General features: G+C 58.9%; 14 protein-coding genes. All 14 read right to left on the bottom strand.

From position 1 onward, the window contains the following. Window positions 1-45: 45 nt before the first annotated feature. Window positions 46-2703 (bottom strand): type VI secretion system ATPase TssH, encoded by a 2658-nt coding sequence (gene tssH, locus WFM45_RS11055; RefSeq protein WP_336955555.1) that lies wholly within the window; start codon window positions 2701-2703, stop codon window positions 46-48. A gap of 56 nt (window positions 2704-2759) precedes the next feature. Further along, window positions 2760-3830 (bottom strand): type VI secretion system baseplate subunit TssG, encoded by a 1071-nt coding sequence (gene tssG / locus WFM45_RS11050; RefSeq protein ID WP_033632720.1) that lies wholly within the window; start codon window positions 3828-3830, stop codon window positions 2760-2762. Beyond that, window positions 3827-5713, bottom strand: coding sequence for a type VI secretion system baseplate subunit TssF (gene tssF / locus WFM45_RS11045; RefSeq protein WP_082996665.1), 1887 nt, complete (start codon window positions 5711-5713; stop codon window positions 3827-3829). The genes tssG and tssF overlap by 4 nt, the downstream gene beginning before the upstream one ends. Before the next feature lie 4 nt (window positions 5714-5717). Continuing rightward, window positions 5718-6293 carry a type VI secretion system baseplate subunit TssE gene (locus WFM45_RS11040; RefSeq protein ID WP_004934985.1) on the bottom strand — a complete coding sequence of 192 codons (576 nt, stop codon included), beginning with the start codon at window positions 6291-6293 and terminating at the stop codon, window positions 5718-5720. Between the two features lie 2 nt (window positions 6294-6295). Then, window positions 6296-7117, bottom strand: a complete 822-nt coding sequence (locus WFM45_RS11035) for a type VI secretion system accessory protein TagJ (RefSeq protein ID WP_267872906.1) — start codon at window positions 7115-7117, stop codon at window positions 6296-6298. 15 nt (window positions 7118-7132) lie between these two features. Then, window positions 7133-8119: a hypothetical protein gene (locus WFM45_RS11030; protein ID WP_060559833.1), complete on the bottom strand. Its 987-nt coding sequence runs from the start codon at window positions 8117-8119 to the stop codon at window positions 7133-7135. Window positions 8120-8147: 28 nt separating this feature from the next. Then, window positions 8148-8921 (bottom strand): PP2C family protein-serine/threonine phosphatase, encoded by a 774-nt coding sequence (locus WFM45_RS11025; RefSeq protein WP_004934976.1) that lies wholly within the window; start codon window positions 8919-8921, stop codon window positions 8148-8150. Continuing rightward, the gene (gene tagH, locus WFM45_RS11020) at window positions 8921-10660 is read right to left on the bottom strand and encodes a type VI secretion system-associated FHA domain protein TagH (protein ID WP_336955545.1); all 1740 of its coding nucleotides are present in this window, start codon (window positions 10658-10660) and stop codon (window positions 8921-8923) included. Before tagH ends, WFM45_RS11025 begins: the two co-directional genes overlap by 1 nt. Window positions 10661-11385: 725 nt before the next feature. Beyond that, on the bottom strand, window positions 11386-11721 hold the full coding sequence (locus tag WFM45_RS11015) for a T6SS amidase immunity protein Tai4 family protein (protein ID WP_336955543.1): 336 nt from the start codon (window positions 11719-11721) through the stop codon (window positions 11386-11388). Between the two features lie 69 nt (window positions 11722-11790). Then, window positions 11791-12102, bottom strand: a complete 312-nt coding sequence (locus tag WFM45_RS11010; RefSeq protein WP_336955724.1) for a T6SS amidase immunity protein Tai4 family protein — start codon at window positions 12100-12102, stop codon at window positions 11791-11793. Between the two features lie 12 nt (window positions 12103-12114). After that, window positions 12115-12573, bottom strand: coding sequence for a T6SS amidase immunity protein Tai4 family protein (locus WFM45_RS11005; RefSeq protein ID WP_016927257.1), 459 nt, complete (start codon window positions 12571-12573; stop codon window positions 12115-12117). Between the two features lie 159 nt (window positions 12574-12732). Continuing rightward, the gene (locus tag WFM45_RS11000) at window positions 12733-13092 is read right to left on the bottom strand and encodes a T6SS amidase immunity protein Tai4 family protein (protein WP_033643555.1); all 360 of its coding nucleotides are present in this window, start codon (window positions 13090-13092) and stop codon (window positions 12733-12735) included. Then, window positions 13089-13574: a type VI secretion system amidase effector protein Tae4 gene (locus WFM45_RS10995; RefSeq protein WP_071796739.1), complete on the bottom strand. Its 486-nt coding sequence runs from the start codon at window positions 13572-13574 to the stop codon at window positions 13089-13091. The genes WFM45_RS11000 and WFM45_RS10995 overlap by 4 nt, the downstream gene beginning before the upstream one ends. A gap of 58 nt (window positions 13575-13632) precedes the next feature. Beyond that, entirely contained in the window at window positions 13633-14115 is a 483-nt protein-coding gene (locus WFM45_RS10990; RefSeq protein ID WP_004934962.1) for an Hcp family type VI secretion system effector, read from the bottom strand. Between the last annotated feature and the right edge of the window lie 246 nt (window positions 14116-14361).

Genomic DNA, 14361 nt, shown 5'->3' with positions numbered 1-14361 from the left:
ATGACTCTCTGTGTTCAAAGGGCCGCCGTCTCGGCGGCCGCGGCGTTATGCCTGAAATTGACAAATGAATTCGTGGTTCTGCAGCGCGATATGCAGCTGGCGATAGCGCTGGTCGTTGGCGCTGCCGGTCAGCAGGGTGTGGCTGATCTGCGGCAGCAGGGTGTTGGTCAGGATGGCGTCAACCATGCGGCCGCCGGACTCCACCTCGGTGCAGCGGCTGACGATCTGCTCGATGACCGCGTCGTCGAAGGTGCAGACGATGTCGTGATTCTCCGCCAGGCGGCGCTGAATGCGGCCCAACTGCAGGCGCACGATGTTGCCCAGCGTGGCGTCGGTCAGCGGGTAATACGGCACCACCAGCAGACGGCCAAGCAAGGCGGCAGGGAACACCGACAGCAGCGGCTGGCGCAGCGCGCCGCTCAGCGCCTCCGGCTCCGGCAGCAGCTCCGGATCGCTGCACAGCCCGGCGATCAGATCGGTGCCGACGTTGGAGGTCAGAATGATGATGGTGTTGCGGAAATCGATATGGCGGCCTTCGCCGTCCTCCATCCAGCCCTTGTCGAACACCTGGAAGAAGATCTCATGCACGTCCGGATGCGCCTTCTCGATCTCGTCCAACAGCACCACGCTGTATGGGCGGCGGCGCACCGCCTCGGTCAGCACGCCGCCTTCGCCGTAGCCGACATAGCCCGGGGGCGCGCCTTTCAGCGTCGAAACGGTGTGCGACTCCTGGAATTCGCTCATGTTGATGGTGATGACGTTCTGCTCGCCGCCGTACAGGGTTTCCGCCAGCGCCAGCGCGGTTTCGGTTTTGCCGACGCCGGAGGGCCCGGCCAGCAGGAACACCCCGACCGGCTTGTTCGGATCGTCCAGCCGCGCCCGTGAGGTGCGCACCCGGCGGGCGATCAGATCCAGCGCATGGCGTTGGCCGATCACGCGCTGGTTCAGGGTGTCGGAGAGTTGCAGCACCGCTTCAATCTCGTTTTTCACCATGCGGCCCAGCGGGATGCCGGTCCAGTCGGCCACCACCGCCGCCACGATGTTGGCGTCGACGGCGGCGAAGATCAGCGGCGCTTCGCCCTGCAGCGCGCTCAGTTGCTGCTGCAGCTCGCCCAGTTGGGCGCGCAGCGCGTCGGCGTCAGGGCCCGCCTCCGTTTCTTCGCCGGCAGGCTCCTCCGCTTCCTGCCGGTGCAGCTGGGCGCGCAGTGTGATGATCTCTTGGATCAGCGTCAGCTCTTGCTGCCAGCGCTCGGTCAGCTGTTTGAGCTCCAGGCGCAGCGCGGTCAGCTGAGCTTCAATCTCCTGCGGGCGCAGGGGATCGCCGATGCCGACCTTGGCCTCGCGGCGGGCGATATCCAATTCGATCTGCAGCGCATCGATGCGATGGCGGCAGTCTTCAACCTGGGCGGGCTCGGCGTGTTGGCTGACCGCCACGCGCGCGCAGGCGGTATCCAGCAGCGCCACCGCCTTGTCCGGCAACTGGCGGGCCGGAATATAGCGATGGGACAGCCGCACCGCGGCATCCACCGCTTCATCCAGCAGCAGCACGCGGTGGTGTTGCTCCAGCGGGCTGACGGTGCTGCGCAGCATCAGCAGCGCTTTGTCTTCGCTCGGTTCGTGCACCTGCACCACCTGGAAACGGCGGGTGAGCGCCGGGTCTTTCTCGATGTATTTCTTGTATTCCGACCAGGTGGTGGCGCCAATGGTGCGCAGTTGGCCGCGCGCCAGCGCCGGTTTCAGCAGGTTGGCGGCGTCGCCGGTGCCCTGGGCGCCGCCGGCGCCGATCAGTGTGTGAATTTCGTCGATAAACAGGATGATTGGCGTCGGGCTGGACTGCACTTCGTCGATCACAGCCTGCAGCCGTTTTTCAAACTCGCCCTTAACGCCGGCGCCGGCCTGCAGCATGCCGATGTCCAACAGGCACAGCTTCACGTCGCGCAGCTGCGGCGGCACGTCGCCAGCCACGATGCGCAGCGCCAGGCCCTCCACCACCGCGGTTTTGCCGACGCCGGCCTCGCCGGTCAGCAGCGGGTTGTTCTGGCGGCGGCGCATCAGGATATCGATGATTTGCCGGATCTCTTCATCGCGGCCGGCCACCGGGTCGATCTCGCCGTCGCGCGCTCTGGCGGTCAGATCCTGGGCATACTGCGCCAGCACGCTTTCACCGCTGCGCGCCGCGCCGGATGCGTTCTCGGCGCGGCTTTCCGCCGGCGCATCCTCGGCGTTTTCCGCCGAGTGAGCGGTAATGGCGGCGAACTGCTCCATCAACAGATCGGCGTTGATGCGCTCGAACTGCGGGGAAATGGCCTTCAGCAGATGGCGCAGGCTGTAGGTTTTCAGAATGCCGAGCAGCAGGTGGCCGCCGCGGATGCGCGCCGCGCCGAATTTCAATGAGCCATAGACCCAGGCGCGTTCTACCGCGCTGTCGATGTGCTCGGACAGATCGGAGATGGCGCTGGCGCCGCGCGGCAGGCGATCGAGCGCCTCGACGATGTCGCGCGCCAGCTGCGCCTCGTCCAACGCGAAGTGGCGGACGATCTGCTGCAGATCGCCGTCCGGCGATTGCATCAGCTGATGCAGCCAGTGCGCCAGTTCGACGTAGGGGTTACCGCGCAGCTTGCAAAACGCCGTCGCACTTTCCAGAGAGGTGAATAACAGGCTATCCAGTTTGCCAAATAATACCGAGCGGCTGATTTCAGACATGGTTTTCCTCAGGTCTCAGGGTGGCCTGGCGCCGCAGGGCGCCAGCCGAAATAGGGTCAGAACGGGTTTTCCAGCGGTTCAGGGCTGAAGATCAGATCGTCGAGATCGCGCTGTCGCCGATGGTCGGCCAGCCAACTGCTCAGGCCCAATCGCTGCGCGCCGCCGAGCTGGATGCCGTGCGCCTGTTCCTTCGCCAGGATCAGGCGCACTTCCCAGACGAACTCGATGCCCAGATATTGGCGCACCCAGTCGCGCAGTTGCCGGCACAGATCGGCGCCCGGCAAGAAACGGTCATAGTCCTGCTGCGGCATCGGCCCCAGCTCGATGCGGAACTTGTGCTGGATATCGCGCACCGCGATGCCGAGAAAGGCCGACTCGCCGAGCCGCGGCGCGCCGCGTCCGGCCTTGAGCCGCGCCTGCTCGCGCGGTTCTACCCGCAGCCAGTGCGGCACGTTTTCGACGATGCGCACCGGCACCTTGAAATACTGCTGCAAAATCTTGCTCAGGCCTTCCGGATCGCGGCTGTGGCGAATCAGATGACCGGCCATAAAATGCTTGGCGTGGGCGTTGATGCTGTCGCGCTCTTGCTGCGCCGGCTGGCCGATGCCGATCAGGCTCGACAGGTACTCGTCGAAGCGCCGGTTGTCCGGGCGATCCAGCGATACCGTCGGCTGCGCGTCGGCCCAGGCGCGGTAAAACAGCAGCGTCAGGCGGTGATGGAACAGGTTGGTGAACGCCAGCAGGGTGGTGTCCTGATGGTGATACACCCGTTCGCGCACGTATTCGGTCAGGTGCAGCGGCAGCGGCCCGTTGGGGCCGAACAGGCCGAAACTGAAGATCGAAACGTCGTGCAGCGAGCCGTTGGCGCGCGGCGTCACCTGCGCCAGCGTGGAGGGCGCGAACGACAGCGACGGCTCCTGGCCCAGGCGCAGCATCTCGTGGCGCGGCAGCGGCGCGCGCCCCAGCAGGTAGGGTTGGCCGCCCTGGGCGTCGATGCGCCGCAGCAGCTGAAACAGATCGTGTTTGTAAGGCGCGCTGCGCAGCCGCGGCCAGAAGTCGTCCGGCAGGCGATACAGCGCGTTGATCTGCGGCGGCGCCAGTTCGGTGGCGATCATTTCCGCGCTCATATCAGCGTCCTTTTGCCCATGCGCGCCTGCCAGTGGGCGATTTCGCCGCGCTGCTGGCTGGAGAGCGTCATCTCGGTGAAGGTGTTCATCGCCACCAGGCGCGAGAACAGGCGCTCCAACACGCTGCCGAGCAGGTAAGGGCTGTTGCCGGAGAACGCCTGTTCATCGACCGTCAGATCGATGGCGATGCCGCGCGCGAATACGATGGGGCCGGGCTCCGGCACACGCCGATAGACCGGCCGCAGGTTGCAGTGGCGCACGCCCTGGATCTGTTTGGCGATCGCCGGCTCGCTCAGGTTGCCGTACAGCCCCAGCAGCTGGCGCAGGCTGGCGGCGCCCTGTTCCGGATCGCCGTCCATCATGCTGAGGTAGTTCAGCTGCAGCTGGCTGATCAGCCGCCAGGTGATCATCCCTTCGGCCAGCGCCGGGCGCGGCGGGGTGGGGCCTTTGCGCAGCGAGACCTGCTTGATCGGGATCGAATCGGGCATCACGAAGTTGCCCTGATCCTGTTGCAACAGCATCAACGGCAGGTCGCGGCTGGTGCACAGCACGTCGGCGGTGAGGTATTTCAGATCGCTGTGCCACGGCGATTGCCGTTCGTCCACCAACGACACGAACACTTCCGAACCGGCATAACCGGTGCGGGTGCCGTAGCGGCGGGCGTGTTCCGACAGGGTGCGCTGTTCGCGCCGCAGCGAGAAGTAGGCGCCATAGTTGCCATCGTCCGCGCTCAGGGTGCTGTAAAACGGCCGAAACTCTTGCTCGTAGCGTTTTTCGCTGGCGCTGCCGCCGAGCCGCTGCACCGAAAACACTTCGTAATCCAGCGGCCGGATATTGTCGACCACCAGATGGTATTCGTGGTTTTTTTCGTTGATCGCGATGCGTTCGGCGATCTTCGGAAACAGGTTGATCACCGGCGTGCAGTGCAGCGCCAGGTGGGCGGCGTCGACCACCCGTTCCAGCGCGGCATCATGCCGATCCAGCAGCACCACGATCTCGAACTGGCGCAGCCCCTTTTTCCCTTCGCGCACGCTCTGCAGCAGCGGACGCAGGCCGTTGACGCTGAAGAACTGGAAGCGCGCCGGGAAGGCGAAATACTCCTGCAGCAGCCGGTAGCCTTCGAAGTTGCGCAGATCGTTGGGCAGCAGCGCCTGATCGGCGGCGAAGCCCTCCTGCCGCAGCCCGTCCAACGCCAGCGCCCGCCGCTGTGGCTGAGCCTCCACCGTTTGGCAGACAAGCCCGACGCTGTGCTGCATCAGCAACTCCAGTAACTGCTGCGCCTGCATGTCCGGCCCGGCCAGGTAAAACATCAATTGATCCAGCTGCAGGTTGTTGAGCGTCACGCTTTCGTAGCACTCAAGACGAATGCGCAGCGCGCTGACGCAGCCGCTATGCTGCAGCCCCAGCGAGGCCAGCGGGATATCGGCCGGAATGCCGCCCAGCTCGACGCCGGCGATGCGCACCGGCTGCAGCGTGACGTCATGCGCCGTGGTGTAACTGCAGGTGATGCCGCTTTTCTTCAGCGTCTGGCTGTCCATCATGGTGCCGCGCGGCACCACGAAGCCGTTGCTGATATCGCCCTTGCTGCTGTCCGGCTGCAGTTCGGCGATCGCCATCGACGGCGTCGGCGACAGGTAGTTGGGGTAGATGATCTCCAGCAAGCGCTGAGAAAAACGCGGGAACTCGGCGTCCATTTTCAACTGCACGCGCGAGGTGAGGAAGGCGAAGCCTTCCATCAGGCGCTCGATATAGGGATCCGCCACGTCGATGCCGCGCATGCCGAGACGGCCCGCGACCTTCGGGTACTGTTCGGCGAACTCGGCGCCCATCTCACGCAGATAGGCCAGCTCGCGGTTGTAATAATCTAACAGTTTACTGTCCATCGCCTTACCCTATGTCTTTCAGATCGAAGTGGCCGTTTTCCAGATCCACGTCGGTACGGAACAGAAACTCCAGCGGATAGGGCACGCACCACAGGCGGCCCTTGATTTCGATCGACAGCACGTTGTGCAGCTCCAGCGAGCCGGTATCCGAGATGCAGCGCACCTGCAGCCCCTCGGGCAAAATGCGCGGCTCGAAATGGAGAATGGATTCGGTCAGCGCGCGCTGAATGTCGAGCCATTCGATGTCCGACATGCGCTTGCCCGCCAGCGAGGCGATGCCGTAATTCAGGGTGGAGCGCCGCACCTGCGGAAAATCGCCGAGATCCAGATTGGATTCGCTGTTGACGCAGTTGAACAGCCACTGCAGATCGCGCAATACCCGGCGGCGCAGCTCGCTGTGCGACACCAGGTTGCGCACCTGCGCCTCCTGCTTTTTCTGCGGTTCGTCGTCGGTCAGCATATCGAGCAGCACCGGCTGCATTTTGTCGCGCGAGGTCAGGCGTTCGCTGTCCTGACGATAGCGATAGCCCTGGTGGCGCAGATCGCCGCCGTCGTAGTGGGGTGGGCGCTTATCGTTCATGGTCAGGCGCTCGCGTCGAAGCTCAGCTGCCGCAGGCTGTGCAGTGGGAATTCATCGCTTTCGCTGAGCCAGGTTTTCAGGCCCAGCCCCGCATAGTGGGTGCCGTCGCCCAGCGGTTGCCATTCGGTGCGTTTGCCGAGCAGCAGCGCGTCGTCGCTGCCTTCGGGCAACGGGTAACGGGCGGGCAGTTGGCACACCTGTTCGCGGCCATCGGTCAGGCGCACCAGCGCATGGCTCCACACCAGGTCGATGGCGCTCTGCGGCGCCTGAAACTGGATCGCGGCGATGTCGGCAAACGGCAGCCAGTAGTAAACGCCGTTCAGCGCCAGTTCGCATACTGGCCCGAGGCGGCCGTCACCGTCGGTCAGCCAGTCGAAACGCAGCTGCCGTTCTTGTTCGCCTTCGGCCAGCGTTAACCGCCCGGCGCCGGCCGGGGCGGCCTCCAGCGCTTCATCGCGCAGCGCCTGGGCCTGTTCGGCCGCCCCTTGCACATCCTGATGCAGCGCCTGCACCATCAGTTTCAGCCAAGGCTGATCCTGCCGCAGCAGCGCCGGCGCGGCCGTGCCGGCAAACACCGCCTGGCGTTGCAGCTCGGCGTTGACTGACTGCATCAGCAGCAGCGTGGTCGGTTGGGCGATCGGTTTCAGCGCCTGCCAGGATTTCAGCTGCGCGTTGGCGCGCGTCCAGTTGCCGCTCAGGCACAGCAGTTGCACCAGCGCGGCGCGCAGGTCGGCATCCGCCGGTTTCGCCTTGATATCGTTTTCGACGGCGGTGATGGCCGCGCCGATCGACTGGCCTTGCAGCATGCTTGCTAATGATTTCACAGGCTTTCCTTATAATCAGTGAGTGGCGCCGTTAACCGACAGGTAGCTGCCGCTGGCAGGATCAACGCGGTCTGCGGCCAGCTTTTCCACCAGTTTGAAAGTCAGCGGGGCGGGGGCGCTCAGCAGCGGCTGCCAGGCGGTTTGCGCCTGCTGCACGCGCTGTTTGATCTTGTTCTCGTCGGCGGCGTCGACGCGCGGCATTTCAACGATCGCTTCACCGTTAAACGCCCAGGCGTGCAGCTTCGGTTCGAAGTTCAGCAGCAGGAAGCTGCCCGGCGCCTGCGGGTTGCCGCCCAAAATGAGCCGTTGGGCGTTGGCGCTGACGACGGTCAGCGCGCGATCGCCGCCGTTAACCTGCGCCAGCGGGTAACCTTGCAGGAACCACAGCGTCGGTGAGAGGGTTTGGCCGCCCTGTTGCAGCGTGACCGCGCCGCTGCCCTGCAGCCAGCCGTCCTCGCCGCAGCGCAGCGCGGCGCCGGCGGGAATGAACAGCGAGCCGCCGTTGGCCTCGTCACGCCAGAAGGTGCGGAAGTGGCAGCCCTGCGGCAGGCTGAAACGTTGAGCCGGCGCGCTGTCCGCCTGCGGAGAAGTCACGGCCACCGCCGCAGGGATCGCCGGTTGCGGCGGGGTTTCCTGCGGCTCGGAGGCCTCTTGTTTGACCACCGGTTTCCAGCCGCGCGTTTTGGCGGCTTCGCCGCTGGCCAGTTTCTCTCCGCGCTTGTCGGTCAGCGTCCAGGGCAGGTGGCCGGTTTTCGGGCACTGCTTTTCCAACAGATTGCCGACGCGCGGCAGAAAGTCGTTCAGCACCGCCGGATCCTGGCTTTGCGCCGAGACGATACGCAGCGGGATGCTTTTGCCGCACCAGCTTGCCGGATTGCTGTTTTTGACGTCATCGATAAACACTTCCAGCTTCTGGCTGGGGGAGTAAACCAGGCGATAGTTCATCGCCTGCGCGGTCGGCACCGCCATCAGGGCGACGAGCCCCGGCATCCAATATTTCATAGTGAACCTTGCTGTGAATGTGCGCTGCTCAGTCGCGGCTCAGAAACCGCTCCGCATCCGCCAGCGAATGCAGCAGGGTGGTTTCCTGCGGTGAGCCAATCCAGACGGCGATAGCGCTGTAGTTATCGCTGTTATTGTTTTTCTTCCATGCCTGCTGCATCAGGGCGATCCACTCGCTGGGGGAGTTGACCATGTGCAGCGACTGTTCCAGTTCGGCCTGGCTGAAGCTGTGCCAGAAGCCGTCGGTGCACAGCAGGAAAACGTCGCCGTCTTCCAGCTGCAGCACGTCACTGTACGTGGCGTCGCGCTCTTCGTTGAGCCCCAGCGCGAAATACAGCAGGTTGCTGTTGATGCCGTTGGTCTGGTAGCCGGCGTCCTGCATCTGTTGGATCAGGCTGTGGTCGGTGGTGACGGCATGCAGGTAGCCGCGGCGGAACAGGTACAGGCGGCTGTCGCCGGCGTGCGCCCAGTAGGCCAGCTGGTAATCGCGATCGATAAACAGACTGACCAGCGTGGTGCCCATCTTGCTGTATTCGTCCGACTGCCGCTGCTGCTGGTGGATGGCTGCGTTGGCGCTGGTGATGTGCTGACGAATGCTCTGGGCGTTCAGGTGCTTTTCGCCGTCGAAGTTTTGCAAAATGGTGTCGCGTGCCAGTTTGGCGGCGATATCGCCGCCCGGAAAACCGGCGATGCCGTCGCACACCACGAAGCAGGCGGCGCGGTTGCCGAGCACCTCGCCGGTCTGATCCTGGTTGGAGGCGCGGCCGCCCTGGTTGGAGGTAGAGGCTATGGTGATATTCATTACGCGTCCGGTTTGGTCTGTGAGTCTTTGTATTGATTCACTTCAACGTCATAGGCGTGCAGGAAGGCTTCGCCGAACAGGGTGTGGAAATCGTCCTCGATTTCGCCGGAGGTTTGCTGATAGTTCTTCACGAAGTAGTCCCACAGCGCGGCCTTGCGGTTGGCGGGCAGCGACAGACGCGGCGCCACGCCTTCCTTGCGCGCTTCTTCTTCGAGACGCTCCGGGTTAAACGACTGCAGCATGGCGGCGATGATGGCGCGAATACCGGCGATCATCCCCAACTGGTGCGCCTGCAGGTCGATCAGCGCGTCGCGCACCGCCTGCTCCGGCGGCATAAAGCCCGGCATCTGGCTGCCGAACATCTGCATCAGCACCGTTTTGCCCGAAGGCAGCAACTTGAACGGGTTGTTGGCTTCGTCGAGGATCATGGTCATCTCGGCCTTCACGCCGCGCTTGAGGATCGAGCGGGATGAGAGCAGGGCGACGGTGCCTTGCGAGAATAGGCTCAGCAGGCGCCCGGCCAGGCGGATCTGTTGTTCGTCGAAATGCGGCTGCGGCTGCAGATCGTCGAGACCGATGCCTTGCAGCAGCGCCGCCAGCAACGATCCTTCCAAGGTGTCGCCATTCGGCGCGGCAGCGTGCTGCCGCTGAGCGGACTGGTAGGCAACCGGATCGATGCCCAGGCGGTTGCCCTGGCGCGGACGCGGCGGCTGCGCAGGCGGCTCCTGCGGGCTGAACTGCGGCGCGGGTTGGGATTGCGGTTCGGGCATCTGCACGGGCGGCGGCGTTGGCTGAGGGCGCGGCGCTACCGGCTGTGCGGCGGCCGGAGCCGGTGCTGGCGGCGGGGACGGCGGCAGTACCGCTTCCTCCGGCTGAGCCAGCGGCACGGCGCCGCCCATCAGCAGCCCCAGCGGATCGTTGCTGTTCAGCGTCTCTGGCGAAGCGGGCGCGGATGAGCCGCCGAACAGCGCCAGCGGATCCAGCTCTTGCTCCGGTTGCTGCGCATTTCGGGCCGGTGTTGCCGGACGCGTCGGCGCAGCCTGCTCCGCCAGCAGCGCGCTGGGGGTGGTGTCGGCCAGAATGTGTTCGCGTTCAAAAGTGGTGTCGGTATTGAACAGCGCCGCCGGATCGGTTTGCTGTTGCTGCAGTTGGCGCAGATCGACCTCGCCCGCCAGCTGCGCCAGCGGATCGGCCGGGTTCAGCTCGCGAGTGGAGGTATCCAGCAGCGGATGATTATCCGGGCTGGCGACCGGCGGCGGTGCGGCGGCCGCCGGCGCGTTCGGCGTAAACTCTTCCACCAGGCTGTCCCAGATTTCGTTGGGGATTGGCGCGGCGGATGGTTCTTTGGCAGCGGTAACAGGGGCTGCCGCCGCAGCAACGGCGGCGACCTTGGCCACCGGTTGAGCCTGTGGCGCGGCGTGTTGCTGCAGCGCGCTGACTTCAATCTGGTAATCGTCGATGCCGAGCACGTCGCCATCCTGCAATTCAACCTGGCGGCCGCGCTCCAGCGGAATGTCGTTCAGCAGCACGCGGGTGACGTTGCCGCGGTTGGTGATGCGGCATTCGCCGTCAGCGGAAATATGCACGATAGCCTGCAGGCGGGAAATGGCGCGCTCTTCGTCCGGCAGCACCAGGTTGTTGTCCACGCTGCGGCCGATGGTGCCGCCCGGCGGCAGAAAATCGCAACTGCTCTGCGGCGGAACCTGGCCGCTTTTATTTTTTACAATGGAAAATCGCATAAGGCATTCCTGCTGATTAGATCTTATGGCCAGACAGTGGAACTCGATAACTGGATGAGTTTGACTTAATTTCTTTCCTAAGAGAGATCTTTGAATGTGAGTGACTAATTTTTGGGTTAACGCATTATATGATCGAAAACTTCAATGTAATAACGTGAGGCTGTATATGTCAGGTGATGTCTTTGCTATTATTCGCATTATTCTTAGTCTTTCTTTTGTAATAGAGGTTAGTTGGTAATTGAGACAGGTAAGTAAGGGCGAATATAATACTGGCGTACCACACCTCATCATAGTCTTGAAATTTTATATTGAGCATTGGATCTAGTATCTCAGAACCATAGTTAAACACTAAACCCTGGATGATGCTTGCAAATAAATTCACTATGGTAGCCATCACAAAAAGAGAATAGGATTTTTTATTGTTGGTTTTTTGTTTTAGGTGATAAAGCCCGACAAATACTAAGACTGACAGGAAAAAGTATAAAAACACAAATGAGTAAGAGTAGGTGGAAAGTGTGACGTCATCGATCACTGTTTTTTTCCTTATCCCAATGCTCTAAAATTCCATATGGTTTGTACTGAGTAATAGAAAGCCAAGGAATATTTTCCCAATGACTGATGATTAATGGTGCTGGTATATTTTCAAGTAATAAATTATAAGTGATAAAAATGTAATTAATTTGAGGATGATGGCTGCAAAAAAATGAATTCTATCACTGCGGCTATTACTTTGAGTAACGTTCAAAAATGGTTTCAGCTTCACTGGCGTTCTGCAGTGAAAGACAATCTAAAGTATAGTAAGTCCCCTGAACTGAGCCTTGGCTATTTTTATTGGCGTACTGTTCAGCCAGCTTGTCGCCTTGTTCGAATGCATCCATCGGCAGTTTACTCAATTCTAAATAGGCGGAAGCGGAACGGAAGGCGTCTTGTTTGGTTTTTTCTAAGTCAGTGGACTTCCCAATGCAACGGCTGACTAACCAATTTTTATATAGTGCCTCTTGCGATAAAGCATTGAGCGAGTTTTCAGCAAGGACTACATGGCTTCCGAGCAGCAGAGACATTAAAAAGTACGTGTATCTTCTCATTCGAGATAACCTTTGATATGAGCCGTCGTTTGAGCAACTCTGATATCAGCTGTCGTCTTTCCCTTGGTACTTCTTGATGATGGCTTGCAGCTCTTGGCTGTGTACAAGATCGATGCACTTTGCCAGAAATTCTTTTGCCAGCCCCCTGACGGCGGTATGCGCCTCCAGAGAATAATCGCCGAACTCCATGTAACCCCGAGCGGCGGCGGCGGCATCGTTTTTGACTTCTTTTGCTGAGTACCCCTCGGCAATGCAAACGCTGAGCGCGTAGTTTTTGAGGTACTCGGCAGGGGAATAGTCAATTTCTGTCGCTGCATTGACGTTCAACGTTGCGGTGATGGCCACAGTCAGTGAGATTTTTTTCACTGATTATTTCCGAGGAGGATTTTCATTTACTCTGTCCGGATTGTCTTTCACCCAATTATCATTAGGGCGCTGTACATAATCTTTCGCAAGTTTATCAAGCTCTTCACTATGGTACATATCCATGCACTTCATTAAGTCTAAGCGGCTTTTCCCATCCTTAGCATTGTAATTCTTTTGCAAATACTGCTTTGTCAGCTTGATGATAGGGGATTCTTCATCACGAATTGCATAGTATGACCAAGCATCGATTCCATTCGATGAGGCAATTGCATCTTTGCTAGCCTCTGGTGATGTCTTATAAGCGACGGAAATGCAATAGGTCAGAGCAATATCCTTGTAGTTTTGCAAATAGTTTCGGTACGCCGCTTGCGGTGGCCACTTTTCAATGGGTTCTTCTTGGTTTTTCTGTGCTATAGCACAAGTAGCATATATACAAAGAAAAGAGATAAGGATTTTTTTCATCTCAACACTCCAAAATCCGTATGGTTTGTGCAGAGTAATACATAACCAGCGCATGAGTATCTCAATGCTTGATGGCGAATACCCAGTGAAAATAATTAATAAAACTCTAATTTTCTTAAGTTGATGGTTTTATAAAATTGCAACTTACAATATTAATTATTAATTAGAGTAACGTTCGAAGATGGCTTTAGCCTCACTGGAACTCTGCAGCGAAAGGCAATCTAAAGTATGATAACTTCCTTTAACTGAGCCTTGACTATTTTTATTTGCGTACTGTTCAGCCAGTTTTTCGCCTTGTTCGAATGCATCCATGGGGAGTTTACTGAATTCTAAATAGGCGGAAGCGGAACGGAAGGCATCTTGCTTGGTTTTTTCTGAGTCAGTAGATTTCCCAATACAGCGGCTAATCAGCCAATTTTCATAAATTTCGCTTTGAGGTAAGTTTTCTATTTTTATATCTTCCGCCAGCAACATAGGAGAAACGAGAAGAAGAGCAAGGGCGATGTGGGTAGTCTTCATTTTAATATCCAAAGTGATGCTACTTCAGGAACAAAAGATCCATTCTCAGGATCCCCCATGAAATGACAAGAGTCAGAGCAAATGTCACCGTTCCATAATGTGACATGTCCTCTGGCATTTCGCCAGCCATTTCCTTGTATAACCATTATCCCTTTTTTACCTGAGAATTTAGCTGGGGTAGGGGATTTCACCGTGATATCAGGCTTGCCGAAGTTCTTTTCTAAAAAGAGAATCATATCGTTAACACGATAAAGATACCATTTTTTATCTTTACCAGACACAGTCGCATAACCGGAGTTAGAGGGAATTGGTATGCCTGTATAGTTGAGTACATAACTCATTCGTATAGGACAAGCATTTTCAAAAATACCGTTTTCAATATTGCTTTCTACTTTTCCACCAATCAATGCACCCACTTTTTTTACATTGATATTGACTTCAGAAAAACGAATCCATGCGGGTCCAAATAGAGGTTTTTTCATCCTGACTCTCCATTGTATCCATGTTATGAACCCCCGGCCGTAGCCGGGGGCAGACAAATTAAGCTTCGCGGTTTTCCTTGATGTTCCAACCTGCGCTGCTTTCGGCGCCTTTGCCGCCTTTGTCGCTCTGCTCCCAGTACTGCTGTTTCACTTTCGCCGCCTGGAAGGAGTAGGTGACGCCCACGGTGTCTTCGCCGCCTGCACCGGTGTACTGCACGGCGGTGACCAGCACGTCTTCCAGAGTGATTTTTGCGTATTCAACCTGGGTGCCGCCCGCCTTGCAAACCGACAGCTCAATCTTGGTCAGGTGTTTGCCGCTTGAGCAGTGTTTCAGCAAGGCCGGGGTTGACTTGTCGATCAGCGCGTTGACGTGCAGATCGTTGAAGCACACTTTACCGGCGCCACCGCCGCCGCCAACGCCCATATTGCCCGGTTGAGAAGCGCCCCAGGAGAAAGAAGTAATGTCGGTCCAGCCTTTGTGATTCGAATCTTTGGATTCGCCGCTGGCACCTTCAACTTTCAGGAACATATCAATAGCCATAGTTTCTTCACTCTTTATTAAGGGTTAACAGTAGTATTAACGTTACGTTGAAAAACTCAGGTAATAGCAGCAGGAATTGCAAGTGTGGTAATGCATTACCAATTTATATCCTTGTGCCATGCACCTTCTTAAATACCGAAAACTATCGGTACGGGTTACCGAGCCACTATTAAGTGCTAATGGCTCAATGCTTAATTATTTCGCGTTATCTTGGTTCCACATGCGATCCGGGTTTTCTGCGATAGG

The sequence above is a fragment of the Serratia sp. KG1D genome, assembly GCF_037150675.1.
In the GTDB taxonomy this organism is placed as follows: domain Bacteria; phylum Pseudomonadota; class Gammaproteobacteria; order Enterobacterales; family Enterobacteriaceae; genus Serratia; species Serratia nematodiphila.
This window is presented reverse-complemented; position numbering and strand designations above follow the sequence as displayed.